This is a genomic window from Vibrio sp. A8-1 (assembly GCF_013048685.1).
Classification (GTDB): Bacteria; Pseudomonadota; Gammaproteobacteria; order Enterobacterales; family Vibrionaceae; genus Vibrio; species Vibrio metschnikovii.
On the sequence record NZ_VHTC01000001.1, the window covers coordinates 136,837 to 162,913 of the forward strand.

26 protein-coding genes are annotated in these 26,077 nt (G+C 45.9%); 11 read left to right on the forward strand and 15 right to left on the reverse strand.

The features are described from left to right. Positions 1 to 27 precede the first annotated feature (27 nt). Both FKN93_RS00720 and epmA read right to left on the reverse strand, forming a co-directional pair. Complete coding sequence (locus tag FKN93_RS00720) at positions 28 to 462, reverse strand: rhodanese-like domain-containing protein (protein WP_040903935.1); 435 nt, start codon at positions 460 to 462, stop codon at positions 28 to 30. A 71-nt stretch (positions 463 to 533) separates the two neighbouring features. Beyond that, a complete protein-coding gene (gene epmA, locus FKN93_RS00725) occupies positions 534 to 1,508 on the reverse strand; it encodes an elongation factor P--(R)-beta-lysine ligase (protein WP_004394466.1) in 975 nt (324 codons plus the stop codon). Positions 1,509 to 1,823: 315 nt separating this feature from the next. Between epmA and frdA the strand changes: the two genes are divergently transcribed. From frdA to frdD, 4 genes are read left to right on the forward strand one after another with little or no spacing between them, the layout of a single operon-like run. Beyond that, positions 1,824 to 3,635, forward strand: coding sequence for a fumarate reductase (quinol) flavoprotein subunit (frdA, locus tag FKN93_RS00730; protein WP_004394465.1), 1,812 nt, complete (start codon positions 1,824 to 1,826; stop codon positions 3,633 to 3,635). Further along, the gene (locus FKN93_RS00735) at positions 3,635 to 4,393 is read left to right on the forward strand and encodes a succinate dehydrogenase/fumarate reductase iron-sulfur subunit (RefSeq protein ID WP_004394462.1); all 759 of its coding nucleotides are present in this window, start codon (positions 3,635 to 3,637) and stop codon (positions 4,391 to 4,393) included. Before frdA ends, FKN93_RS00735 begins: the two co-directional genes overlap by 1 nt. A gap of 1 nt (position 4,394) precedes the next feature. Next, positions 4,395 to 4,778: a fumarate reductase subunit FrdC gene (frdC, locus tag FKN93_RS00740; protein WP_004394461.1), complete on the forward strand. Its 384-nt coding sequence runs from the start codon at positions 4,395 to 4,397 to the stop codon at positions 4,776 to 4,778. Between the two features lie 10 nt (positions 4,779 to 4,788). Further along, a complete protein-coding gene (gene frdD / locus FKN93_RS00745) occupies positions 4,789 to 5,151 on the forward strand; it encodes a fumarate reductase subunit FrdD (protein ID WP_004394460.1) in 363 nt (120 codons plus the stop codon). Between the two features lie 247 nt (positions 5,152 to 5,398). Here the strand turns inward: frdD and efp are convergent, their stop codons facing one another. Further along, the gene (efp, locus tag FKN93_RS00750; protein ID WP_004394459.1) at positions 5,399 to 5,965 is read right to left on the reverse strand and encodes an elongation factor P; all 567 of its coding nucleotides are present in this window, start codon (positions 5,963 to 5,965) and stop codon (positions 5,399 to 5,401) included. Between the two features lie 32 nt (positions 5,966 to 5,997). On the opposite strand from efp, the gene epmB reads away from it, so the two are divergent. Both epmB and FKN93_RS00760 read left to right on the forward strand, forming a co-directional pair. Then, positions 5,998 to 7,020, forward strand: coding sequence for an EF-P beta-lysylation protein EpmB (gene epmB, locus FKN93_RS00755; RefSeq protein WP_158138972.1), 1,023 nt, complete (start codon positions 5,998 to 6,000; stop codon positions 7,018 to 7,020). A 180-nt stretch (positions 7,021 to 7,200) separates the two neighbouring features. Next, positions 7,201 to 7,671, forward strand: a complete 471-nt coding sequence (locus tag FKN93_RS00760; RefSeq protein WP_158138973.1) for an MgtC/SapB family protein — start codon at positions 7,201 to 7,203, stop codon at positions 7,669 to 7,671. 216 nt (positions 7,672 to 7,887) lie between these two features. Here the strand turns inward: FKN93_RS00760 and ltrA are convergent, their stop codons facing one another. The 3 genes from ltrA to FKN93_RS00775 all read right to left on the reverse strand — a co-directional run bounded on the left by ltrA (position 7,888) and on the right by FKN93_RS00775 (position 12,654). Beyond that, entirely contained in the window at positions 7,888 to 9,561 is a 1,674-nt protein-coding gene (gene ltrA, locus FKN93_RS00765; RefSeq protein ID WP_148533180.1) for a group II intron reverse transcriptase/maturase, read from the reverse strand. A gap of 1,089 nt (positions 9,562 to 10,650) precedes the next feature. Next, positions 10,651 to 12,288, reverse strand: coding sequence for a chaperonin GroEL (gene groL, locus FKN93_RS00770; RefSeq protein WP_170904274.1), 1,638 nt, complete (start codon positions 12,286 to 12,288; stop codon positions 10,651 to 10,653). Between the two features lie 75 nt (positions 12,289 to 12,363). Beyond that, entirely contained in the window at positions 12,364 to 12,654 is a 291-nt protein-coding gene (locus FKN93_RS00775) for a co-chaperone GroES (RefSeq protein ID WP_004394454.1), read from the reverse strand. A 321-nt stretch (positions 12,655 to 12,975) separates the two neighbouring features. Here FKN93_RS00775 and FKN93_RS00780 point away from each other — a divergent pair, with 321 nt between their 5' ends. Both FKN93_RS00780 and FKN93_RS00785 read left to right on the forward strand, forming a co-directional pair. Further along, the gene (locus tag FKN93_RS00780) at positions 12,976 to 13,605 is read left to right on the forward strand and encodes a metalloregulator ArsR/SmtB family transcription factor (RefSeq protein ID WP_158138975.1); all 630 of its coding nucleotides are present in this window, start codon (positions 12,976 to 12,978) and stop codon (positions 13,603 to 13,605) included. A gap of 237 nt (positions 13,606 to 13,842) precedes the next feature. Further along, positions 13,843 to 14,184 (forward strand): DUF3135 domain-containing protein, encoded by a 342-nt coding sequence (locus FKN93_RS00785; protein WP_170904275.1) that lies wholly within the window; start codon positions 13,843 to 13,845, stop codon positions 14,182 to 14,184. Here FKN93_RS00785 and FKN93_RS00790 read toward each other — a convergent pair. Both FKN93_RS00790 and FKN93_RS00795 read right to left on the reverse strand, forming a co-directional pair. Then, the gene (locus tag FKN93_RS00790) at positions 14,181 to 14,618 is read right to left on the reverse strand and encodes a DUF805 domain-containing protein (protein WP_158138977.1); all 438 of its coding nucleotides are present in this window, start codon (positions 14,616 to 14,618) and stop codon (positions 14,181 to 14,183) included. The two genes, FKN93_RS00785 and FKN93_RS00790, sit on opposite strands and share 4 nt — an antisense overlap. Before the next feature lie 11 nt (positions 14,619 to 14,629). Further along, positions 14,630 to 14,977: a 5-carboxymethyl-2-hydroxymuconate isomerase gene (locus FKN93_RS00795; protein ID WP_154169969.1), complete on the reverse strand. Its 348-nt coding sequence runs from the start codon at positions 14,975 to 14,977 to the stop codon at positions 14,630 to 14,632. 212 nt (positions 14,978 to 15,189) lie between these two features. Here FKN93_RS00795 and tpiA point away from each other — a divergent pair, with 212 nt between their 5' ends. Further along, on the forward strand, positions 15,190 to 15,963 hold the full coding sequence (gene tpiA / locus FKN93_RS00800; RefSeq protein ID WP_004394450.1) for a triose-phosphate isomerase: 774 nt from the start codon (positions 15,190 to 15,192) through the stop codon (positions 15,961 to 15,963). Between the two features lie 128 nt (positions 15,964 to 16,091). Beyond that, on the forward strand, positions 16,092 to 17,435 hold the full coding sequence (locus FKN93_RS00805; RefSeq protein WP_158144623.1) for an MATE family efflux transporter: 1,344 nt from the start codon (positions 16,092 to 16,094) through the stop codon (positions 17,433 to 17,435). 84 nt (positions 17,436 to 17,519) lie between these two features. Here FKN93_RS00805 and rraA read toward each other — a convergent pair whose 3' ends face one another. From rraA to priA, 7 genes are all read right to left on the reverse strand, one after another. Then, positions 17,520 to 18,038, reverse strand: a complete 519-nt coding sequence (gene rraA / locus FKN93_RS00810) for a ribonuclease E activity regulator RraA (RefSeq protein ID WP_154169966.1) — start codon at positions 18,036 to 18,038, stop codon at positions 17,520 to 17,522. Between the two features lie 75 nt (positions 18,039 to 18,113). Beyond that, positions 18,114 to 19,031 (reverse strand): 1,4-dihydroxy-2-naphthoate polyprenyltransferase, encoded by a 918-nt coding sequence (locus tag FKN93_RS00815; protein WP_158138979.1) that lies wholly within the window; start codon positions 19,029 to 19,031, stop codon positions 18,114 to 18,116. Positions 19,032 to 19,117: 86 nt separating this feature from the next. Then, positions 19,118 to 20,449: an HslU--HslV peptidase ATPase subunit gene (gene hslU, locus FKN93_RS00820; protein WP_158145001.1), complete on the reverse strand. Its 1,332-nt coding sequence runs from the start codon at positions 20,447 to 20,449 to the stop codon at positions 19,118 to 19,120. A gap of 38 nt (positions 20,450 to 20,487) precedes the next feature. Further along, entirely contained in the window at positions 20,488 to 21,042 is a 555-nt protein-coding gene (gene hslV, locus FKN93_RS00825; RefSeq protein WP_004394445.1) for an ATP-dependent protease subunit HslV, read from the reverse strand. A 188-nt stretch (positions 21,043 to 21,230) separates the two neighbouring features. Beyond that, positions 21,231 to 21,773, reverse strand: a complete 543-nt coding sequence (locus tag FKN93_RS00830; protein ID WP_040903920.1) for an SPOR domain-containing protein — start codon at positions 21,771 to 21,773, stop codon at positions 21,231 to 21,233. Between the two features lie 120 nt (positions 21,774 to 21,893). Next, complete coding sequence (gene cytR / locus FKN93_RS00835; RefSeq protein ID WP_004394443.1) at positions 21,894 to 22,895, reverse strand: DNA-binding transcriptional regulator CytR; 1,002 nt, start codon at positions 22,893 to 22,895, stop codon at positions 21,894 to 21,896. 312 nt (positions 22,896 to 23,207) lie between these two features. Further along, a complete protein-coding gene (gene priA, locus FKN93_RS00840; protein ID WP_154169962.1) occupies positions 23,208 to 25,409 on the reverse strand; it encodes a primosomal protein N' in 2,202 nt (733 codons plus the stop codon). Between the two features lie 245 nt (positions 25,410 to 25,654). On the opposite strand from priA, the gene rpmE reads away from it, so the two are divergent. Beyond that, the gene (gene rpmE, locus FKN93_RS00845) at positions 25,655 to 25,873 is read left to right on the forward strand and encodes a 50S ribosomal protein L31 (protein WP_004394441.1); all 219 of its coding nucleotides are present in this window, start codon (positions 25,655 to 25,657) and stop codon (positions 25,871 to 25,873) included. Positions 25,874 to 26,077: the final 204 nt, after the last annotated feature.

Sequence of the window (26,077 nt, forward strand, 5' to 3'; positions counted from 1 at the left end):
ACATTACTCAAAACGACACAGCAACGATTACTTTTTGCCACGAACCAAAGGTAACTTCGCTTCACTCCACGTTACTAAACCATTTTTAAGCAGACTGACATTTTCAAATCCTGCTTTGGCTAGATGTGTCGCGGCTTCACGAGAGTTATGGCCTGTTTTACATACGACTATGATGGGGTCAGCTTTATGTTTTTCAATAGCAGGGAAGTTACCCGCTTTGATCTCAGATGGTAAAATGTGAACTGCGTCAGTAATATGTCCCTGCTTATATTCATCTTTAGTACGAATATCAACCACAACCCCATTTTCACGGTTCATTAAATGGGTCACCTGAGCGGCACCGATCTCTTTATAGACGGCGGTGGAAGATTTATAAATATTTAAGATCAACGCGATAAACACCCCTACCCATGCGAGGGAGAGGATCATGTTCTGTTGAAAAAAGTCAATGTACTCTTGCATATCCTGTGCTCTTACAGTGGAAGTTCAAAACAGTGATGGAGTATAACGGGCTTGCCAGTTTGACGCGAGTGCTAAGCGCGAGGAAAAGGAAAAGCCGTGACCTTATCAATGTGATCTTCACCTAAAGCCAACATAATCAAACGATCAATACCTAATGCGACTCCCGCGCAAGTTGGTAATCCTGCGGTCAAAGCCGCAAGCAAATTTTCATCGATCGGCTGCGCAACAAGACCCATAGCAATTCTTTTTTGGTTGTCTTGCTCAAAGCGCTTACGCTGCTCAGCCGCATCGTCTAGTTCATGGAATCCATTCGCTAATTCAATACCTTTAAAATACACCTCAAAGCGATCTGCAACTCGTGGATCGTTTCGGTTTACCTTGGCTAACGCGGCTTGAGAAGCCGGAAAATCGTACACAAACACAGGTTTATGTTGCCCGATATGAGCTTCAACCCCAATGCTGAACAGCAATTGCAACAAAGTATCACGATCTTGCTCAGGCTCAGCGATATCACTGAGACCTAATTGAGCAGCCACCTGCTTAAGCTCGACGAGGCTAGCCTCAAGCGGACAAACGTTTAATACCTGCAAAAAAGCATCTTGATAAGTGATTCTCTCCGCGGTATCGGTAGAAAGTATCATCTGCAGTAAAGCATCCACCTCATCCATCAAATCATGATGATCAAAACCGACTCGATACCATTCGAGTAAGGTGAACTCGGGATTATGATAACGACCATTTTCTTCATTACGAAATGCTTTGTTGATTTGATAAATAGAGCCACTACCTGCCGCCAGTAAGCGTTTCATATGAAATTCAGGACTGGTCATCAGATACAAGGTTTTTCCTGCGGCATAATCCGGCCCAACAAATTGAGTTTGAAAGGTTTGCAGATGGATGTCAGTTACCGTCGCCTGACTCATGGCTGGAGTATCTACCTCTAGTACCTCACGCTCAGCAAAAAATTGGCGGATATTCTGTAATAAACGGGCACGCTGCTGTAATTGGGCAATTGATGCACTCGGCATCCACTGTGGCTGACTCATAAAAAATATCTGTTATTGAACAAAGAGCATCATTTTACTCTGAGAAACCAAAAAACCAAATAAACCACAGCACACACTCTGTACGTGATCGTTATCACACAAAGCACATTAAGTATGCTTGTACTTGCACTACCGAAGCAAAAACCCAACAGAATCAATTTTTTCTTCGCTCTGCTCTTCTACACTAGAGCCAGCACTTGAGTTCAAGTGTTGAGTAGCGAGAGCGGATCAAGAATCTTTCTAGCCGCATCACGCGCCACATAATAATCAGAGGCGATAACCAAGCCTCACAATACACTACACTGGAGGATAACTGTGCAAACGATTACCACAGATATCGCAGTCATCGGCGCTGGTGGCGCTGGTCTTCGTACTGCTATTGCAGCGGCTGAAGCTAACCCAAATTTAGAAGTTGCACTAATTTCTAAAGTTTACCCTATGCGTTCCCATACCGTTGCCGCTGAAGGTGGCTCCGCAGCAGTTATCAAGGAAGAAGACAGCCTAGACAATCACTTTAACGATACCGTTGGTGGTGGTGATTGGCTGTGTGAACAGGATGTTGTCGAATATTTCGTTGCTAATGCAACCCGTGAAATGATCCAAATGGAGCAATGGGGTTGTCCTTGGAGTCGTAAAGACAATGGGGAAGTCAACGTTCGTCGTTTTGGAGGCATGAAAGTCGAACGGACTTGGTTTGCCGCCGACAAAACCGGCTTTCATATGCTGCATACTCTCTTCCAAACTTCAATTAAATACCCACAAATCAAGCGTTTTGACGAATACTTTGTGGTCGATTTATTAGTCGTTGATGGTGAAGTGCAAGGCCTGATTGCCATTCATATGGCAGAAGGTGAACTGGTCATTATTAAAGCAAAATCGGTAGTGCTCGCTACTGGCGGTGCTGGGCGTGTCTACCATTGCAATACCAACGGCGGTATTGTAACGGGTGATGGCATGGCGATGGCGTATCGTCATGGTGTGCCACTGCGTGATATGGAATTTGTCCAGTATCACCCAACCGGACTACCAGGTACCGGTATTTTAATGACCGAAGGCTGCCGTGGTGAAGGCGGTATCATCGTCAATAAACATGGTTACCGTTATTTACAAGATTACGGCATGGGGCCAGAAACGCCTGTCGGTCAGCCGAAAAATAAATACATGGAACTTGGACCACGTGACAAAGTGTCACAAGCCTTCTGGCACGAACAGCAAAAAGGCAACACCATTAAACATCCATTAGGTGATGTTGTCCTACTTGATTTGCGTCATCTTGGTGAAGAATATCTGCAAGAACGTTTACCGTTTATTTGCGAACTATCAAAAGCCTACGTTAACGTTGACCCAGCGAAAGAGCCTATTCCTATTCGTCCAACGGTCCATTACACCATGGGTGGTATCGAAACCAATGGCCAGTGTGAAACTCGCATTAAAGGCTTATTTGCGGTGGGTGAATGTGCCTCCGTTGGTCTACACGGGGCCAACCGTTTAGGCTCTAACTCATTAGCTGAATTTGTTGTCTTTGGCCGCGTCGCTGGTGAACATGCCGTGCAACGGGCGGAAAGCTTTAAAGGCTGGAACGACTCGGCGATTAACGAGCAAGTCAAGGCCGTTGAAGCACGGATTCAAGCATTGATGAATCAAGAGGGCGATGAAAACTGGGCGACGATCCGTACCGAAATGGGTCATACCATGGAAGCGGGTTGTGGAATCTATCGCCAAGAAGATCTGATGCAAACCACCATCGATAAGTTAGCTGAACTGAAAGAGCGTTATAAGCGCATCAGCATCAAAGATAAAGGTAAAGTCTTTAATACCGATCTACTGTATGCGATTGAAGTCGGTTATGGCTTAGAGGTGGCGCAAGCCATGGCACACTCAGCGATGCTACGTAAAGAATCGCGTGGTGCTCACCAGCGTCTTGATGAAGGCTGCACTGAGCGTGATGATATCAACTTCCTGAAACACTCATTGGCCTTTTATCAACCGGATAGCGCACCAAAGATTGATTACAGCGATGTGAAAATCACTAAGTCTCAACCTAAAGCGCGCCTCTACGGTGAAGCCGCTGATCAAGCCGCAGCCGCAGAAAAAGCCGCCGAGCAACGCGCAGAGGAGCAAAAATAATGGCCGCAGACCGTATTCAAAAAGTCGATATTTTACGTTACGACCCAGAGCAAGATGCAAAGCCTCATTTACAGGCGTTTGAGATACCGTTTGATGACACGATGTCGGTCCTCGATGCCCTCGGTTACATCAAAGATAATGTCGATAAAGATCTCGCCTATCGCTGGTCTTGTCGGATGGCGATTTGTGGCTCTTGCGGCATCATGGTCAATGGTGTGCCCAAGTTAGCCTGTAAAAGCTTCCTGCGCGACTATCCAAATGGTGTCAAGATTGAACCGCTCGCTAACTTCGCGATTGAGAAAGATTTAATCGTCGATATGACGCCGTTTATCGAACGACTAGAAGCGATTAAACCGTACATCATTGGCAATGATCGCACCCCTGAAGATGGTGCGAACTTACAAACGCCAGAGCAGATGGCTCGCTATAAGCAGTTTGCAGGCTGCATCAACTGTGGTCTGTGTTATGCCGCTTGCCCTCAATTTGGACTTAACTCTGAGTTTATCGGCCCGGCAGCACTGACCTTGGCGCACCGTTATAATTTGGATAGCCGAGATAACGGTAAAGCCGAGCGCATGAAACTGATCAACGGTGATAACGGCGCTTGGGGCTGTACTTTCGTTGGCTACTGCTCAGAAGTCTGCCCAAAACATGTTGATCCGGCTGCAGCCGTTAACCAAGGCAAAATCGAGTCTTCCATGGATTTCGTGATTGCCATGTTGAAACCTGACGGTTCACCTAAAAAAGTGGAGGCATAGAATGAGTAATCGTAAACCTTACGTTCGTGAAATGACCCGTACGTGGTGGAAGGATGATCCTTTCTATCGTCTTTATATGGTACGCGAAGCAACCGTACTGCCACTCATTCTATTCACGCTATTTTTGACTATCGGGCTGGGATCTTTAGTCAAAGGTCCCGAGGCTTGGCAGAGTTGGTTAGCGTTTATGGCGAATCCACTGGTTGTAGCGATTAACATCGTTGCTCTAGCGGGGAGCTTATTTCATGCACACACCTTTTTTGGCATGATGCCGCAAGTCATGCCGATTCGCATTAAAGGTAAGTTGCTGGATAAAAAGATCATTGTCTTAACTCAGTGGGCGGCAGTGGCTGTCATTTCACTGATCGTTCTCATTGTGGTGTAAGGAGCTTATTGTGGTGAATACCAATCCAAAACGTTCAGACGAACCCATCTGGTGGAGCCTATTTGGTGCTGGTGGTACTTGGTTTGCGATGATTACTCCAGTCACGGTACTCGTGCTTGGGATCATGGTTCCACTGGGTATGATTGATGCGCAAGCCATGAGTTATGAGCGAGTCAGTGCTTTCGCGACCAGCATTATTGGTGCTTTATTTATTATAGGCACCCTTGCTTTGCCGATGTGGCATGCCATGCACCGTCTACATCATGGTATGCACGATCTGAAATTTCACACTGGCTTGGCGGGAAAAATTGCTTGTTACGCATTTGCGGCGCTGATTTCTGTGTTAGCCGTTGTGTTTATTTTTCTGATCTAGTTACGCAAGCTGATTTAACCATTCAACCTTCCATCGATGCTCACCCCTGATGGAAGGACACTAAACGTAAGAGCCAGCGCATTGCGCTGGCTCTTTTATCTCTATTTGATGAGATATGCCCAAACGAGTTGAAGATGCAGGTAGGCGGCAAGTGAGTAAATCCTCATGAGCATAGGCAAACTATGTGATTGAGGTGAACAAACGTAGCCAATACCGCAGCAGCTTCAAGTAGGAAGGGGATAGAAGCTTATTTCACGCGTCCAACATACTCGCCACTGCGGGTATCGACTTTAATCACTTCACCAATAGCGATAAATAAAGGTACGCGAACTACAGCGCCAGTAGCTAAAGTCGCAGGTTTGCCACCAGTACCTTGCGTATCGCCTTTTAGGCCAGGATCGGTTTCGGTGACTTCTAATTCAACGAAGTTTGGTGGCGTAACCGAGATTGGGTTACCATTCCATAATGTCAAAGTGCAACTGGTGTTTTCAACCAACCATTTCGCGCTATCACCGACTGATTTTACATCCGCGGCAATTTGCTCAAACGTTTCGTTGTTCATAAAATGATAGAATTCACCATCGCTGTACAAATAATCCAGATCGATGTCGATCACATCAGCCACTTCGGCAGAATCACCTGACTTGAAGGTTTTCTCTAACACTTTACCAGAAAGCAATTTACGGATACGTACACGGTTAAATGCTTGACCTTTACCTGGCTTCACATACTCGTTTTCGAGAATGACACAAGGCTCATTATCAAGCATAATTTTCAGACCGCCTTTAAATTCGTTCGTGCTAACAGTAGCCATTTTTTCCTCTTACCTTCTTCGAGTTAAATTCAATGCCAAATATAATAACCCGAAAACACCAATCTGTTGAGCAAAACTGGCTGCAACAGCTAGCGAATGGGATCTCCGATCCCGAGCAGTTACTCACACAGTTAGCCATCGATCCATCGCCTTGGCAATCTGGCTTTAAAGCCAGAGCGCTTTTTGCGCAGCGAGTACCCCAGAGTTTTGTTGAGCGGATGGAAAAAGGTAATCCTCACGATCCCCTTTTGCGCCAAGTGCTACCATTGAGTGACGAGTTTATTATTCACCCTGGCTACTCGACGGATCCACTCGAAGAACAAAATAACTCGACGCCGGGGTTATTGCATAAATACCGTAATCGCTGCTTACTGATCGTCAAAGGTGGCTGCGCGATCAATTGTCGCTACTGTTTTCGACGCCATTTCCCTTATCAAGACAATAAAGGCAATAAATTGGTGTGGCAGCAAAGCCTCGACTACATCGCCCAACATCGACAGCTCAATGAAGTAATCCTTTCCGGTGGCGATCCACTCATGGCAAAAGATCATGAGCTGAGCTGGCTCATCGAACAGATTGCCGCTATCCCACACATTAAGCGATTACGGATTCATTCTCGCTTACCCGTGGTGATCCCCGCTCGCATTACCGATGAACTCGTAAGCTTATGCGCCGAAACTCGTTTGCAGGTTATCCTCGTTACCCATATTAATCACGCTAATGAAATTAATGCTGAACTGAGCCAACAACTGGCTCGCTTAAGGGCCGAAAAAGTAACGCTACTCAATCAAAGCGTGCTCTTAAAAGGCGTCAACGATTCAGTACCGGCACAAGTCGCATTAAGTGAAGCATTATTTGATGCTGGAGTTTTGCCCTATTACTTGCATGTACTAGATAAAGTGCAAGGCGCGGCGCATTTTTATGTTAGTGATGAGCAAGCTAGAGCGATTATCGCAGGGCTGATCGAGCAAGTGTCTGGTTACTTAGTTCCCAAGTTAACCAGAGAAATTGGTGGACGACCGAGCAAAACGCCCTTAGATCTCCACCTCGAATGATTCGCTAACTCTATCGGTCATCATACCACCGTCAAAAGTCATCACTGCGGTGATTGTGGTCGATGATGATAAAAAGAGTATAAACATTTTTTATCAAAACCAATAAAGTCTATGATTTAACTAATCAAACAAGATCACGCATACTGACGCCTTTGTCGCGCGCTCACATTTGGAGACAACATGTTCACTTTAGACACCCTACTTGATCTAGGGCCGTTCAGCTGGTATGCACTGTTTTGTTGTGCGGTTAATGGATTGCTGGTCGGTATTGAGCGACAAACTCGTGGCAAACCCGTTGGGATTAGAACCTCGATTTTGATTATCTCTGGAACCTATTTTTTTATGGCGATGGCAGTGTCTTTGTCGCCAAATACCTTAGATCAAGCGCGCGTACTAGGACAAATTATTACTGGGGTGGGTTTTTTAGGGGCCGGCGTAATGATGACTCAAGACGGTAAAATTCATGGCGTAACCTCTGCCGCGGTAATTTGGGTGCTCGCAGCACTCGGTTTAATGATCGGCTTAGGCTATTGGGTACAATCGGTGGTGATTACCCTGCTGGTTTTGTTAGTGCTCTATGGTGTTGATAAAGTGGAAAATACTTTTCAAAGTTTACGCCGTGGTGTTCATCAACGATTTCGTGGCCGTTAATTGCATCATTTCACTCTCGATAAATGTAAAAAAACCGGAGTTTTCACTCCGGTTTTTTACTAATTAGCACATTAGGCTAGCATGTCGGGTAGCAGCAGCGCATTACTGCGCCACCGCCCCCTAAGAACCGTACGTGCGAGTTTCCCCGCATACGGCTCAAGCCTTTATAAGTTCCATTATGGATGAAACCAGCAACTAACTTTTACCAAGATGTTTTCAAAGAGGTATTGGCAACTGAGATACATGAATTTGTCGATGACAATTCACATGCAACATCATTAAGTTCGAACTGTCGTCGCTGCCCCCATCAACCCGTCGGATGATATGGTGAATATCCCACTCATCTTCTGAGTTGAATGTCTGTTGACAGACCGCACACTGGAAGTTTTGTCTTTCAACAATCTTCCACAACTTCAGGTTACCTGCCAAAGATTTCTTCAACCTTTGCATCTTTAGACGTTCAAAATACTGCTCGTCTTCGGGTAGGTAACAATTGGCTGTTGCCCGAATTTTCACATGCTTGTCGATCTTCACTCGTGCTGCGTAAAACAGACGATAGTAGCCTTCTTCCCCTTTTTGTTTTGGTGCGCTAAACACCCAATTTCTTTCACCCACTGTCTTAAAATACTTGTTCTTAATCCAGCGTTTACGGCGATTAGAATGAATGCGTCGGCACCATTTCCAAAGCATTTTCCAGATCCGGTAATCCACATACTTAAATGTCTCGCTAGCACAAATCCAACGATGGTAGTTACACCATCCCCGAATCATCGGATTCAGCTTGGCAATGATCGCCTGAGCTGGAGCCATTTTATTGCTATTGAGATAATCCCGTATGTTGTTCAGCAATGTCTGCACGTTTTTCTTCGACGGTTTGATTAACATCTTACCGTTGTATTTTCGTACATTTTGCCCAAGGAAATCGAACCCTTGCTCTATATGTGTAATCAACGTCTTTTCCTTCGATAGTGCCAACCCACGCTCCGCCATAAAGGCTTCAACTATAGGTAACACTTCATTTTCCAGCAGCTCTTGCGAGATCCCAGTAATGATGAAGTCATCCGCATAACGTACATAGTTGACCTTAGTCTTATAGCTCGCCTTGGTGTTCTTCTTCCCAAAATGAGATTCCAATACCTCGTCAAGTCCATCTAAAGCCATGTTGGCCAACACAGGAGAGATAATTCCCCCTTGTGGTGTGCCTGCCACAGTAGGATTCCAACTTCCGGATTCCATAAATCCGGCTTTCAGCCATTTCTTTAATATCGCTTTATCCATAGGGACGTGGGCAATAAGCCATTCATGACTGATATGGTCGAAACACCCTTTGATATCGCCCTCTAGTACCCATTGGGCACTCGACTTACGGCTGAGATTCACGAAACATTGTTCGATAGCATCAGCGCAAGCACGATGAGGACGAAAGCCATAGCTATTCCTGTCCGCTCTGGTTTCCGATACGGGCTCTAAAGCTAGCAGGTACAAGGCCTGCATCGCTCTGTCCCGCATGATCGGTATCCCCAATGGGCGGGTTTTTCCGTTAGCTTTAGGAATGTGAACACGTCTTAGTGGCATCGGTTTGTAACCTTTACGACTGAGATTATGTATCGCTTCCCATTTCAATTGGGGTGTATTCCAGATTGCTCCGTCCACACCGGGTGTTTTCTTACCACGGTTCTCAGTAACCTTTCGAACCGCTAATGCTCTGGCAGAAAAAGACTTCACAAGCATTCGTTGCAGTTGCTTTACTTGTCGCCAATTTTTCCTTTGCGTTGCTTTCGCAATCCGCACTTGTAGCTTCTTCACTGTCCGATGGCATAGTTTCCAATCTAGGGCATGCCAGCCATCATTCTGGTGTGAGAATGCAGGTAAACACTGTGTGCTACTCATCTTGCTTTCCTCATGGTTACCCCCATGGGAAATGAAGACAGATCCCCCCTTAGGGTGAAATGTCATTCACCCTAGGGGGGATTGTTTCAGGTTAACGCAATAACATTAACCCGCTTTCAGCTTTACAAGCCATCTTACGATTAAAGACCTAATGGAAGTCTGCACTCTTTCGAGTCGAAGCAAAGTCTGAACCTCTATCATGACCATTACAGCCAAGCATTCGCTTTTTCCATCGTTCCCATACCCACTTACCCAACAGCTTCTCTTACGAGTCACCTGCCACTTGGGCGGATAATTGGGCTTACCAAGTTCCTGTGTTTGTACAAATAGTTACTTAGGTTCTGTCTATCCAACGGTGGCACAACAGTAGCGTCTTCCCAGATGTAAAAGAAAGAACCTGTCCACATACCTTTTGGTCAGAGCGTAACAAAGACATTTCGCTCAACGCGGCTGACGTTGTTTATCAACAGTTCACGTACGTTAACCCTATAACCAAGCCTAGCCCCTCAACCACTTGTCATTAGTGATATCTACAATTCTGCTCACACAGAAATTGCACCTTTTCAGGGGGTACATTGTCAGGAAGCTTCGCACCAATCCATTACTAGATTCGCACTATCCCTAGGCTACAACTTGCTACAAAGTTGGTCTTATCAGTTCAGGCTGCTGCTGAAAGTAAGACAATACAACACACAAGCTTCAGTCGTTTTGACCGTGAAGCGCATCTTCTTGTGATGAAACACAGTAAATTACCGAGTTCTATTAAGAAGCCAGTGCTTTTAAGTGAAGGGCATATCGGGCATTGCCCGATATGTCGGTCCCAAGTTTTATTTTCCTAAATTGCGGTTTCCCGCTCACGTTGTACACCTTTAAAAGGTATGTGATCATAGTGAAAATCTGAGGCAGCGGTGCTGCCTCAATACTTGTTTCCTTACTGCTGTTTCCAGCGGGTGGTTTAATGGTGAGGAACTCTTGGGAGAGCGCTATCTTTACATCCTCGGGTGATAGCTAGGGCAGTTATATCTTCTGATATTTCTGCCCACCTTAGTGATTAACACCAAGGAACGGTCAAATGCGACCCTTGTCGCATCACATCATGCCGCCCATACCACCCATGCCGCCCATATCAGGCATTGCTGGGCCATCTTTCTTTGGTAGCTCAGTCACCATTGCTTCCGTAGTGATCATCAGACCTGCAACTGAAGCAGCGAATTGTAGTGCACTACGAGTAACTTTAGTTGGATCCAAGATACCCATCTCGATCATATCGCCATATTCACCCGTTGCAGCGTTGTAACCGTAGTTACCTTCACCAGCACGAACATTATTAGCAACCACCGAATCTTCTTCGCCAGCATTTTTAACGATTTGACGAATAGGGGCTTCCATTGCACGAAGCGCAAGGCGGATACCGACGGTTTGATCTTCATTGTCACCTTCAAGGCCCGCTACTTTAGCGGCAGCACGAATTAGTGCAACACCACCACCCGCAACAACACCTTCTTCAACCGCAGCGCGAGTCGCGTGTAGCGCATCTTCTACGCGGTCTTTCTTCTCTTTCATTTCAACTTCAGTGGTTGCGCCGACTTTGATTACTGCTACACCGCCAGCCAATTTAGCAACGCGCTCTTGCAGTTTCTCTTTGTCGTAATCTGATGTTGCATCTTCAATTTGTTGACGAATTTGCACTACGCGGCCTTTGATAGCTCCTTCTTCACCAGCACCATCAATAATGGTGGTGTTTTCTTTGGTGATAGAAATACGTTTTGCTTGGCCAAGATCTTCCAGCGTCACTTTTTCAAGTTCAAGACCAATCTCTTCAGAGATAACGGTACCACCAGTTAGAATAGCAATGTCTTGTAGCATTGATTTACGACGGTCACCAAAACCAGGTGCTTTAACCGCAGCAACTTTAACGATACCACGCATATTGTTAACAACGAGAGTGGCTAACGCTTCGCCTTCGACATCTTCCGCAACAATCAGTAATGGACGAGACGCTTTGGCGACGCCTTCAAGCGCAGGCAGTAATTCACGGATGTTAGAAATTTTCTTATCAACCAACAGAATGAATGGGTTGTCTAAGTCAACGCTACCCGCTTCTTGGTTGTTAATGAAGTAAGGAGATAGGTAACCGCGATCAAATTGCATACCTTCCACAACATCAAGCTCATCTTGTAGACCTTGACCTTCTTCAACCGTAATAACGCCATCACGGCCAACTTTTTCCATTGCTTCAGCAATGATATTACCCACGCTTGAATCAGAGTTTGCAGAAATAGTACCCACTTGAGCGATGGCTTTGGTGTCTGCACATGGTGCTGATAGGTTTTTCAACGCTTCAACGGCAGCAACAACGGCTTTATCAATACCGCGTTTCAAATCCATTGGATTCATACCCGCAGCGACAGCTTTCAAGCCTTCAGTAATGATCGCTTGTGCTAATACGGTTGCGGTTGTCGTACCGTCACCAGAAGCATCATTGGCTTGTGAAGCGACTTCTTTTAGCATTTGTGCGCCCATGTTCTGGAATTTGTCTTCCAGTTCAATTTCACGCGCAACGGACACACCATCTTTAGTGATAACTGGAGCACCAAACGATTTGTCTAATACTACGTTACGACCTTTAGGACCAAGAGTCACTTTTACCGCGTCAGCGAGAACATTAACGCCCTCTAGCATTTTAATGCGTGCATCGTTACCAAATTTAACGTCTTTAGCAGCCATGTTTCATTTCCTTTTCTTAATTCTGTTTTAATCAATCGTTTTTGAATCAGAGCAAAAATTACTCAATGCTTACTCTTACTCGACAATCGCCATGATGTCGTTTTCAGATAGAATCAACACTTCTTTGCCATCGATCTTTTCTGTTTTGGTACCGTAACCTTCAGAGAAGATAACAGTATCACCCACTTTTACATCCAGCGCTTGAACCGAACCATTCTCAAGGATACGGCCTTTACCCACAGCTAATACTTTGCCACGAGTGGATTTTTCTGCCGCTGAGCCCGTTAGAACAATGCCACCAGCAGACTTAGATTCAACTTCTTGGCGTTCAACGATAACTCGGTCGTGTAATGGACGAATGTTCATCGGTCGTCTCTCCTGATTTTATTTTCTATGAGGTTAATGAAAAGGCTGATTACTCAGCTTGTGACTGTTATGTGGGGGAGAAAGCCAACAATCCCAAGGGGGAAGAATAAAAAAAACGTGATTTAGTTAACAAATTTATCGAGAAAAGATTCAACGCCCAAGGAAACGATCGATCAACAACGATCCATAGGATTAAGAATTGCAGACTCAACGGTCATCCAGCGCGACGTTCAGTGAGGATTCTATTCTCAGGTGATTGTAAATCCTTTGCTTTATTAAGAGGCTTATCCATAATAGACAGAGTAATTAAAGAGGAAAACCATGAAGACCATCGAGCGGATTTTACACACCATCAAACGAGAAGGTGCTGTCACAGCAAAACAAGTGGCAAATGATCTGCACATTACCACCATGGGCGCTCGACAGCATTTACAAAGCTTAGAAGATGAGGGGATCCTGATTTTCTATGATGTCAAAGTCAAAGTCGGTCGCCCAACTCGTCATTGGTCGCTAACCAAAAAAGGACATGATCAGTTTGCGGACCGACATGGTGAGCTAACGATTCAAATGATCGACGCGGTTGAGCATCTATTTGGTCAAGATGGCTTAGCCAAAGTCACCGCTGAACGAGAAGCGCATACACTGCAACATTACCAACAAGCATTAATAGCCTGTAATGATTTAGCAACTAAATTACAGACCTTAGTCAAATTGCGTGAGCAAGAAGGCTATATGGCTGAACTAGAACGTACAGAATGGGGCTATTTATTGATTGAAAATCACTGCCCTATCTGTCGAGCGGCTAAACGCTGCCCCGCTCTCTGCGTCTCCGAACTCAATGTGTTTAAGCAGCTACTTGGCCCAGAGTGTCATATCGAACGTAGCGAGCACATTATTGAAGGCCAGCACCGCTGCGCTTACCGTATCCAACCTTTCTCAGCACATCCTTAAGCGCCGTAGCCTATTTTCTGTTTCAATAATGAGAATGGCGTGATTCTCTTCTCATTATTTTGATCTGTTATCTATACTGATCATTAAGTCATTAGGAGGCATGGCCTGTAACAAGTAAACACGTGGTGAGCTTCAACCAACCAACAAGTTCAGCAACGCTATTTGCTTTCGGGCCATCTCTTCATCCGCCATGATTTACCTTATGGCATGGTACTCATAGAAGATAAGGTGCACTCAATGTCTCGATCACCCAGTCCTATCCAAGTTCTCCCCTCTTTTGATGAGTTAGTATTGCTAGCAGAGCAAAATCCTGAAGCGTTTAGCTCGTTGAAACAATCGCTCTGTGATGAATTGATTGATTCTGCTTCCGCTATCATGCAAGATCGATTACGCGCCCAGCAAAACCATATTGATCGCATACTGAGCCGCTGTAAAAATCCTCACCATGCAAATGTCAAACTGATGCAGGAACTAAGTGTACAAATGATAAAGTTTCGAGGTGCTTTAGAAGGAGATAACCAACCAACCACCTCGGCACAAATTATCCCTTTTCAAGCTCGCCACGATGATTGGCGCTAGGAATTCGTTGTATGGGGGGATTTGCCAAAACGATTATCGGTCACTTTACCCGCAAGAAAACCACATTCGACTAAAATCCAACTTCCGCAGCCCAATGCAAGTAACGCAAGGGCGGTTTCCCACCAATTGGGAGTGGTTGCCATCGTCGTTTCCCCAACAGGCATACCCATTCGCCCGACCAACAACGGTAAATTCAATAACAACCACCAACTCGACTTATCGCGATCATGCCAGCGCTTAGCGGTTACCGCTAAATCTGGCAATAAGAGCCCAAGCAGTAATAATGGCCAAAGATAGGCCGCAAAGCTCGGCAACCAGCGACTCACTGTTAACATGAAAACAATAATGGTCAAATAATAACCGAGATTCCATAACCAATAGGTTTGGCGACCAATCCGGCCATGGAAAGAAAACAACAATTGGGTTAATGGCATTACTTACTCACTCAATAAATAATTTTCTGAAAACTATCTTTGTCCATATCACGCACATTGATCGTTAATGAATGAACCTGACTTGCTTGCTCAGCGAGTACGGCCATTAACTGGCGAGAAAGCTCACGTTTTTGTTGGCCACTGCGTCCATCGAGTAATTCAAAGCTGAGATGGATAAAGTCGACACTATCGCCCTGTTCACCAATCAACCAATGATGACAACGCAAAGTGCGAGATTTGATCGAGGCGGTTTCAAATAACCCACTGTCTATCGCTACTTGATGTAAATCTTCCAGTAATCCTTGGATGTTGACTCGTTCCTCAACAGAATTTGAATACTCTAAGACTAAATTTGGCATGAAAACTCCCTGTCTATCACTCTCGATGATTCATTTGCCACGATAGCAAAAATGATTCCCCTTAATATCACTCTCGTCAGCTTAACGCACTATGGGCAAGACAGAAAAGAGGATCCAAGAAAGTCATGACCCTAATCATGATCTATGCGCTTTTATCTGTTATATTCTTTGCCAGTCGTTCTTTTTTTATCAATTAAATTGGAGATATTCCTATGCGTCGTCCTGTTGTGATGGGTAACTGGAAACTTAACGGTAGCAAAACTATGGTGACTGAGCTACTGAATGGCCTGAATGCTGAGCTAGAAGGTGTAAACGGTGTTGATGTGGCTGTCGCTCCACCAGCGCTATACCTCGATCTTGCTGAGCGTTTAATCAAACAAGGTGGCAACAAAATCATTCTTGGTGCACAAAATACTGACCTAAATAACAGCGGTGCTTTTACCGGTGATATGTCTCCAGCGATGTTAAAAGACTTCGGCGCCACTCACATCATCATTGGTCACTCTGAGCGTCGTCAATACCATCATGAATCTGACGAATTTGTCGCTAAGAAATTTGCATTCTTAAAAGAGAACGGTCTAACACCAGTGTTCTGTATCGGTGAATCAGAAGCACAAAATGAAGCAGGCGAAACCGAAGCGGTTTGTGCGCGCCAAATTGATGCCGTGATCAATGCTTACGGCGTAGAAGCACTAAACGATGCGATCATCGCTTATGAACCCATCTGGGCAATCGGTACTGGTAAAGCAGCAACAGCGGATGACGCACAGCGTATCCATGCTTCTATTCGTGCTCACATCGCCGCGAAAAGCCCTGCCGTTGCCGAGCAGGTGATCATTCAATACGGTGGCTCAGTGAAAGCAGAAAATGCAGAAGCTTACTTCTCACAACCAGACATTGATGGCGCTTTAGTTGGCGGTGCTGCACTGGATGCGAAGAGCTTTGCTGCAATCGCGAAAGCAGCCGCTAAAATGAAAAATGCTTAATCATTATCAATAAGTTATCTCAAGGCCAGCCATGCTGGCCTTATTTTTATCGCCAAGTTCATCGCTAGTACCCGATCCTGATATAGAGTATCCTAGCCCCTCTTGCACTTTCTATTCGCTGATTCACCATGCACGATAAACACGGCTTGTTGTCCGCCCCTATCCCCCAAGTACTGCGCCAAATGACGCTGCCAATGACGGTAGGGATGATCGCTATCTTACTGTTCAACTTAGTCGATACCTTTTTTATTTCGTTGCTCGGTACTCAAGCACTAGCCGCCATCAGCTACACCTTTCCGGTCACCTTCGCCGTCAACTGTATCACCATGGGGATTGGCGTTGGACTCTCTACCTGTATTGGCCGTTTATTAGGTCAAGGAGAAACCAAGCAAGCGGCGCGCCTGACTAGTCATGGTTTGTTATTGGCCGTGGTCCTGGTATTGTGCGCCTCCTTCATCGGTGTTCTTACTATCGACCCACTATTTCGTTTACTCGGCGCACAAGCTGAACTGCTCCCCCTGATTAACCAGTATATGCAAATTTGGTATCTGACCATTCCTTTACTGGTGATCCCCATGGCGGGCAATAGCGCCATTCGCGCTACCGGAGACACTAAAACTCCCGCCAAAATCATGTTATTGGCGGGAGTCATCAATGGCGTACTCGATCCATTATTGATTTTTGGCTATGGCCCCTTTCCAGAATTAGGCATACAAGGGGCAGCGATTGCCAGCGCCTGCTCTTGGCTCGGCGCGCTAATCGGCTCACTGTATATTTTGGCTCGACGTGACAAGCTGCTTGCTCGAGCTAATTTGAAAATGCTTAATCGTGACTGGCGACAAATTTTAACCATTGGCACCCCAGCGGCGCTATCGAGTGCGATGAATCCATTATGTGGTGCCGTGTTAATGATCATGCTTTCCCAACATGGCACCGCAGCCGTCGCGGCTTATGGTGCCGCACAGCGTATTGAATCGATTTTAATCTTGGTATTAATGTCGCTCACTTCTGCCTTAACGCCATTCATGGCACAAAACTTAGGGGCCGATAATCCACAGCGCAGCTTTGAAGGGTTATTTGTTGGCCTGCGTTTTGCCGTGGTTTTTCAGTTCTTGATTTTTATCATGATGGTGCCACTGAGCATTCCGCTAGCGGCATTGTTTTCACAAGAGCAAAGCGTGCGTGACTTACTGTGGTACTACTTACTGATTGTCCCTATCAGTTATGGCTTTCAAGGTATCGTGATGATGTTGGTTTCGGCGTTAAACGCCCTTCATCAACCGCTAAAAGCATTTCAATGGAGCGTAATGCGTCTTTTCATCTTTACTTTACCTGCGGCTTGGCTTGGGGCGTATTGGTATGGTGTGATCGGATTGTTTATCGGCATCGCTTTAGGCAATATTATGGGCGGTTTGCTTGGCTACCTATATGCGTTACGGCTACGTCAACGAATACTGTCGATAACAAACTAGATACCAAGACAAGTTTTATGGCAACAAAAAACCGAAGCTTTTGACTTCGGTTCTGCTTCAAATTATCCAATCGGCGCGCGAAAGTTAGATCTCTTCGAGCTCGTCGTCTTCAACGTCTAAATCGACGTTTAAGGGCTCAGGTGATAAAATCACCCCTGTGTTATCGGCGTAGAGATAATCTTCAGGTAGGAAGGTTACCCCACCAAAGTTCACCGCAACATCAATTTCACCGATACCCAGTGACACCGCGCCAACAGGAATAGAAGCCAGCGCTTGAATACCCACGCTCATCTCTTCCAGTTCATCGACTTCTCGAACGCAGCCATAAACGACAATGCCTTCCCACTCGTTTTCTTCAGCAATCGCAGCGAGCTCGGCATCAATCAGCGCTCGACGTAACGAACCACCACCATCGATCAACAGCACTCGGCCGACACCGTCTTGTTCAAGAGTTTCGCGAATCAACCCATTATCTTCAAAACATTTAATGGTCGTCACTTGACCAGCAAAGGATGCTCGGCCTCCAAAGTTACTGAACATCGGTTCTAGTACATCGACTTGCTCGAGATAGATATCGCACAGCGCAGAGGTGTTGTATTCCATAGCTTTACTCTCTTAACGAACCATTATCCCACGAGTATATAGTGTCAGTAAGTCAATGCAATGACAGAACGCAAATTAACGTAGGATTGTTTGAGCGATGACGACCGAAATAAACAATACATTGGTAACTAAAGCGCATTTGACTGCATTGGGTAACAAAGGCGCCATCTGTACCGGTTGCGAAGTTCGATACACGGCTCGCCCATGATTAATCAATACCATCAGGCTGAACAAAAAAGGAGCACTAAGCCAAGCTGAGCGGTCTTGAATCAATAAGTAGCTGGCAAAGGCGCATAGGGCTCCGGCTAATAACAACAGATGATACACCTTGGCACGCTGCTGCCCTAAACGTACCACTACCGTACGTTTACCACATAAGGCATCGTTTTCAATATCTCGCATATTATTAATATTGAGCACCGATACCGCTAATAACCCACAACCAACAGAGGGCAATAACAACCGCCATTCGATCTGGCCTGTATGTAAAAAATAACTGCCAGAGACACCAAGTAAACCGAAAAAGATGAAGACGGATAAATCCCCCAACCCCACATAGCCATAGGGTTTATTGCCAACGGTATAGGCAATCGCAGCGAGAATGGCGACTACGCCCAGCGCCAAAAAGGCAGCAATACTTTGGGCACTGTCTAACGCATAAAAAACCAAGGCTAATCCAGAGACGATCGTTAATAGCACGTTAATGATCATCGCTTGTTTCATATCGGCTAATGAAACCGCACCTGATTGAATCGCCCGCATCGGTCCAAGACGCTGTTCGTTATCCGTCCCTTTCAGCGCATCACCGTAGTCATTGGCTAAATTGGAGAGAATTTGCAATAAAGTTGCGGTCAGTAACGCTAAACCGGTGACTGGCCAAGACCACGAACCGACAGAAAACGCCAGTACACTCCCCGTAAGAATAGAGACCAAGGCAAGAGGGAGAGTTTTCGGTCGCGCCGCATCGACCCAAATACGTAAAGAGTTATTCATAATAAATAGCAATGACAAAACAGTGCGCTGAGTATACGCGCAAACGAGGGCGATAAAAAAGCCCACCAGTGCGGTGGGCTAGTAATTTATAAGATAAAGCGGCTAAGATCCTCGTCTTCCACCAATTCACTGAGACGACCACGTACATAGTCGCCATCGATGACCATTTGACTACCCGGGCGCTCTGTCGCTTCATAAGAGATCTCATCCATCAAACGCTCCATCACCGTATGCAAACGTCGTGCACCAATATTTTCTGTGCTTTCATTGACTTGCCACGCGGCTTCGGCAATTTGTTTAATGCCATCTTCAGTAAAGCTGATATCGACCTGTTCAGTCTTCATCAATGCGATATATTGCTCAGTTAAAGACGCTTTCGGTTCGGTAAGAATACGTTTGAAATCATGACTCGATAACGCTTCTAACTCAACACGAATCGGTAAACGACCTTGCAGCTCTGGAATTAAATCCGAAGGTTTAGCCACTTGGAAGGCACCCGAAGCGATAAACAAAATATGATCGGTTCTTACCATACCGTGCTTAGTTGAAACGGTACTTCCTTCAATCAGTGGTAATAAATCACGCTGTACCCCTTCACGAGATACATCAGGGCCAGAGCTTTCACCGCGCTTACAAATTTTATCAACTTCATCGATAAACACGATGCCGTTGTTCTCAACGTTGTAAATAGCTTGCTCTTTTAACTCTTCTTGGTTAACCAGTTTCGCCGCTTCTTCTTCAACCAAGGCTTTTAACGCCTCTTTGATTTTCAGTTTACGCTTTTTCTTGGTATCACCTGCGAGATTTTGAAACAACCCTTGCAGTTGATTGGTCATCTCTTCCATACCTGGAGGCGCCATAATTTCAACGCCCATTTGTGGTACGGCAACGTTAATTTCAATCTCTTTGTCGTCTAACTGGCCTTCACGAAGTTTTTTACGAAACACTTGGCGAGTGGTCGATGACTGCTCGGTTTTTTCTGACTCTCCCCACGCATCGCGCGCAGGAGGCAAAAGGGCGTCAAGTACCCTTTCTTCGGCCAATTCTTCAGCACGAAACTTAACCTTTTCCATCGCCTGTTGATGGGTTAATTTAACCGCCACATCGGTCAAATCACGGATAATACTTTCGACTTCTTTACCAACATAACCCACTTCGGTAAATTTCGTCGCTTCTACTTTGATAAACGGTGCATTGGCTAGCTTAGCTAAGCGGCGAGCAATTTCTGTTTTACCCACCCCTGTTGGGCCGATCATCAGAATGTTTTTCGGTGTCACTTCGACCCGTAAACTTTCTTCAAGTTGCATACGGCGCCAGCGGTTACGTAATGCAATCGCTACAGCACGTTTGGCTTTCTCTTGACCGATAATATGGCGGTTTAGTTCGTGAACAATTTCACGAGGCGTCATTTCAGACATCATCAATTCCTTACATTCAGTACAGAGTTCACACCAGATTATGCGTTCTTTTCAGGCAATAATGCGGCTGGTATTTCTAGTTCTTCAATGGTGTGATGGTGGTTGGTAAATACACAAATATTGCCAGCAATATTTAACGCTTTTTCAGCAATTTCACGCGCGTCTAATTGAGTGTTTTCCAACAACGCGAGTGCTGCGGCTTGAGCATAATTACCACCAGAACCAATCGCAATCAGATCGTGTTCTGGCTGCACCACATCGCCATTACCAGTAATGATCAACGATGTGGTTTCATCAGCAACCGCTAAAATCGCTTCCAAACGACGCAAAGCACGATCACTACGCCAATCTTTCGCAAGCTCAACCGCTGCTTTGGTCAAATGACCTTGGTGCATTTGCAACTTACTTTCAAAACGCTCGAATAGCGTGAAGGCATCTGCGGTACCACCAGCGAATCCGGCCAGAACTTTATTGTTGTATAAACGACGAACCTTGCGCGCATTACCCTTCATTACGGTATTGCCAAGCGAGACTTGGCCGTCTCCGGCAATCACAACTTTATTATCACGACGTACAGATACAATGGTAGTCACGTGAGGACCTCTTTATTATTTCACTAGGGTGTTTAAGGTATATGAGGATGCGGAAAAACGATTTCAAGGTAAGGAGAAACGGAATGCAGAAAAAAGGCCAACGCGGCCGTTTTCTCTCCTCTTACGAAGAAGAGCGAGAGAAAGTGACTCGTTAGCCATCTTGAAAGGTTGAATCGCCTAAATTCTGTTTATTGTGATTCTTTCCATATCGCACAAGGCTCAATTTTAGCGCGTTGTAAACGGTGGCGATCTCGCTCAGCATCTCGTTTTAATGGATATGGTCCTAACACCACTCGAAACCAACTGCTATTTTCAGTTTTGCGGATGTTGCTCTTCAGCCCTTGAAAAGCAATCTCGACCTTACGCGCTTCCGCTTGTTGCAAGGTTTTAAATGCCCCACACTGCATGATGTACGGGATCTCCGACAGTTGCTGCTCTTTAGCGGTGACTTCAATTTCACGCTGAGGCAGACTCTGCACATAGTCCCACTTTTCCGTCGGTGGTGGCGGGATCACTCGCGCAGGTGGCGTCGCAGGTTTAACCGGAGAAACGGTTTTGACTGGTGGTGCGGGCGGCTCAGGTTTCTGGTTTAGCCAATACAATCCATAAACAAACCCACTGAGGAGGATTAACGCGATCAATCCACTGCGCCAAGGTTTTCGGCGCGTTGTTGTTTTTGCGGTCGGCTTCTTTGGACTACGACCCCTTCTTACATAATCTTTATTAGCCACGATTCAATTCAAACGCTGACAATTGTAGCTCCATGGTAAAGGAGTTTGCCGTCGGATAACAGCGTCAATATGTAAGCAACGCTGGTTATCTTCTGCAAACCCGCTCAGTCAGGGCAATATTTACCTTGGCGGCGCGGCGCTGGATCTCACTACCAGATGAGTTTCTAACAACCGTGATCCAGCCTGAACATCTCGACCTCGCAGTAATTCAAGCATCATCAACATCGTTTGTCGGCCAATTTCATAGCGTGGCTGGCAAATCGTCGTTAACGGTGGATCGCAATACTGAGCAAACTGAATATCATCAAACCCCACAACGGATAAATCTTGCGGAACTCGTAAACCTAAGCGTTTCGCCTCTTGCATTGCCCCAATCGCCATCGCGTCATTATGACAAAAAATCGCACTTGGTGGCTCAGACAGTGCTAATAACTGTCGTACCGCTTTAGCACCGGATTCAAAAGAGAAGTCACCAACAACGGTATAGGTTGGATTTTTCACCAATCCAGCTCTACGCAGTGCTTGCTGGTAACCTTGCTGACGAAATTCACACAACACAGCACCTACTGGCCCGCTGATTTGAGCAATTTTTTTATGTCCCATCTGAGTGAGGTAGTTCACCGCCTCAAATGCTGAGGTAAGGTTATCAATATGTACCGTCGGCAGTTCTAACTCCGGGGCATATTCACAGGCCATCACCATCGGTGGCAGATTTTTCTGTTCCGCTTTACTGACATCAAACGGCAGATCAGCACCAAGCAATAACATACCGTCGGCTTGCTTGGTGAAGACTAGGTTCACAAACGAGCTTTCACGCTTCTTTTGTTGACCACTGTCACCCAGCAGCACCAAATACCCATGCTCCATCGCCACATCTTCGATACCACGAATGATCTCGGTGTAATAAGGGTCACAAATATCGGGCACGATCACCACAATGGTTTTTGATTCATTACGGCGCAGATTTCGCGCTAAAGAGTTGGGGGAGTAGCCAGCTTCAAGTACCGCTTCTTCCACTCGTTTACGAGTGGTGGTGGATACTTTCTCAGGATTCATCAACGCACGAGATACCGTCGCGGTAGAGACACCTGCCAACTGGGCAACGTCCTTCATTGTCGCCATAAATTTTTAACCCTCTCTATTTTCTCTCAATACCTAAGCCGAATAAACGTTGTCGGTAAAACGACTCCCTTCGTCGTAAAGTCATAACATGGTCGACGAAAACGATTCACTGAACGTATAGTGCCCCTAGTTTATTTCTTTCCATAGAGAAAGTTACGGCTTAAGTAACATTTTTTGCATTACAAATATGACATCGATCACAGCAAGTGATTTTAGTTGCGCAAATAAAACTCACTGCTATTTAGAACCCCTAAAAAACAGCGCTCAGTCAGCCCTACTTTCAATAAGCATCAAGCGAGTGAGGGGAGAGATTTAACTCAAATCTTGCGGCTCAATATCCAAAGACCAACGCACTTTATTGGCTAAAGGCAACAACTGAATAGCCGTTTTTGAACTGGTTAATATCGCCTGCATCGTGCTACGTGAAGGGGTTTGTAGTAACAGTTGCCAACGGTGCTTACCCGCTCGCTTAGCCAATGGTGCTGGCGTTGGCCCAAGTACCACGCAGGCTTGATCAAACAACGGATGCACTTGTAAGGTTTGCCGAACTTGCCTTAAGAAGGTTTCTACCACCGATGATTGATTCGCTTCAGCGCGAAACAGCGTTAAATAGGTGTAGGGCGGAAGTTGAGCGACGTGCCGCTCAGCCAGAGCGGTTCGAGCAAAATGATCGTATCCCTTATGCAGTAGCGCTTGTAATAAGCTGTGCTCAGGATGATGAGTTTGCAAAACCACTTCCCCAGGCTTACTTGCCCTTCCCGCGCGGCCAGCAACTTGAATGAATAACTGTGCCAAGCGCTCTGGGGCACGAAAATCACTGCTGTACAAAGAACCATCCACATCCAACAGCGCGACTAAGGTTACATTGGGAAAATGGTGCCCTTTGGCCAACATTTGCGTACCAATCAAAATTTGATACTGATTATTGTGGATAGCGGTCAACGCGGCTTCTAAACTGCCTTTACGCCTAGTGCTGTCTCGATCAATACGAATGGTGCGATAATCAGAAAATAACTGAGCAAGCTGCTGCTCAAGTTGCTCAGTCCCAACGCCAACGGTCACTAATTGATGTGAGCCACAACTTTGACAGTGCTGAATAACCGGACGTTGCGAGCCACAATGATGACAACGGACCTCGTTACTGTGTTGATGATAGGTGTAATAAGCATCACAGCGCTGACAATCGGCAATCCAACCACATTCATGGCACATCAAGGCGGGAGAAAAACCACGTCGATTAAGAAACAACAAGACTTGATTGCCTTGCTGTAAATGACGACGCATTTCGGCTATCAACGGCGCAGAGAGTCCGCTCTCTAAATACTCACCTTTAATATCCAGCACTCGATTTTTCGTGGGCACGGCGTGCCCCGCTCGCTCAGTCAGTTGCAGATGATAATATTTTCCACTCAACGCATTATGCAGCGTTTCTAAAGCCGGAGTTGCCGAGCCGAGGACAATCGCCACTTGCTCAAGATTGGCTCGCATGACCGCAACATCGCGCGCGTGATAACGCAAGCTATCTTGCTGCTTATAAGATGTATCATGTTCTTCATCAACAATAATAATCCCGAGATCAGCAAAAGGGGTCAATAAGGCCGAACGAGTACCAATAATAATCCCCGCCGCTTTATCCCGTGCTGCTAACCAAGCATTAAGACGCTCCGTGTCATTTAATCCCGAGTGAATCACGACCACGGGCACGGTAAAACGTTGACGAAAACGTTGAATCGTTTGTGGCGTCAAGCCAATTTCTGGCACTAACACTAAGGCCTGTTTGCCTTGTTCTAAAACAGGCTTGATCAAATTTAAGTACACTTCGGTCTTACCTGACCCCGTGACGCCTTGCAACAAGTAGCATCCAAAGCCCGGCTGACTGTTCACCGTCGCAATCGCAATCGCCTGCTCTGGGTTTAATTTCGGTTTATCAACCCGAGCTTCAACATCAGAAGGCCAAGGTACGATCTGCGGAGCTTGCTCAAGCACTTCTATCCATTGCTTATCAAGCAGAGTATTTAGCGTGCTACTTGATACCGCTTCATCCAACATGGTCTGATGAGAAACGGGCCCCGCTTGCAATAACTGCATAACCTTGGCCTGCTTGATGGCACGACCAAAGCCTTGGAGTAGTTGATTGCGCCCTTGCTCAGTCAGTCGCCACTCCTTAGTCACCGCAAATTGCGCCACTTTGCCTTTACGCAACGCACTTGGCATCGCGTTAGCTAGGGTTTCTCCCAGAGGGTAATGGTAATATTGACTGCACCACTGCAATAACCCATAGAGTGTTTCTGGCCATAACGGCTGTGTATCTAATACCGCATGCAGCGATTTCAATTGATGCAAAGGAAAATCGGATTCAGACACGAGAGCAATGACAATCCCCACTAAGGTTTGGCGACCAAACGGAACCGAAACCCGTCCGCCAACCACAGGACACACACCGTCAGCAATCAAATAATCGAAGGATTTATCAAGAGGAACCGGTAAAGCAACACGAGCAATAGTGGGGCGCATAACCATCCGTTAGCAATAAAAAGGAGCAGAAAACACAGTCTACTGGATGACAACCAGAAATTCGACCAACAAAAGTGGTGAAAATAGCGCCGAAAGCAGTTGATCCCATGGCGTGGATTCATTAATATATCGCGCCTTAAAGATGCTTGGCAAATCGGTTTAGCATCTGCATATTATCATTAACATTACGTGTGGTGTCCGGCATTGATCCGGATAGCGACGCGGCCTACATTTGAGGTTATCCCATGAAAGCTGGTATCCACCCAGAATACAAAGAAGTCAGCGCAACTTGCTCTTGCGGCAATGCTTTCACATTTAAGTCAACGCTTGCTAAAGAAAGCATCTACCTTGACGTATGTGACAAATGCCACCCATTCTACACTGGTAAGCAACGTATCGTTGATACCGGTGGCCGCGTTGACCGCTTCAACAAGCGTTTCGGTGCTCTATCCAGCAAGAAGTAATCCTTACTTCACGCGAAGATTATTAAAAGAGAACGCTCCGGCGTTCTTTTTTTATGTGTTCATGTTATTGCTCTCTGCTTTATCTTATTTGACGCTCAGCTGGTCTTATCAGTCTTCATCTTACCGATTTGATGGTTTGTGATCGCAATCCCACCTAGGCAGCTCAATCGACATCCTTTAGAATCATAGTTTCGTTGATAACAT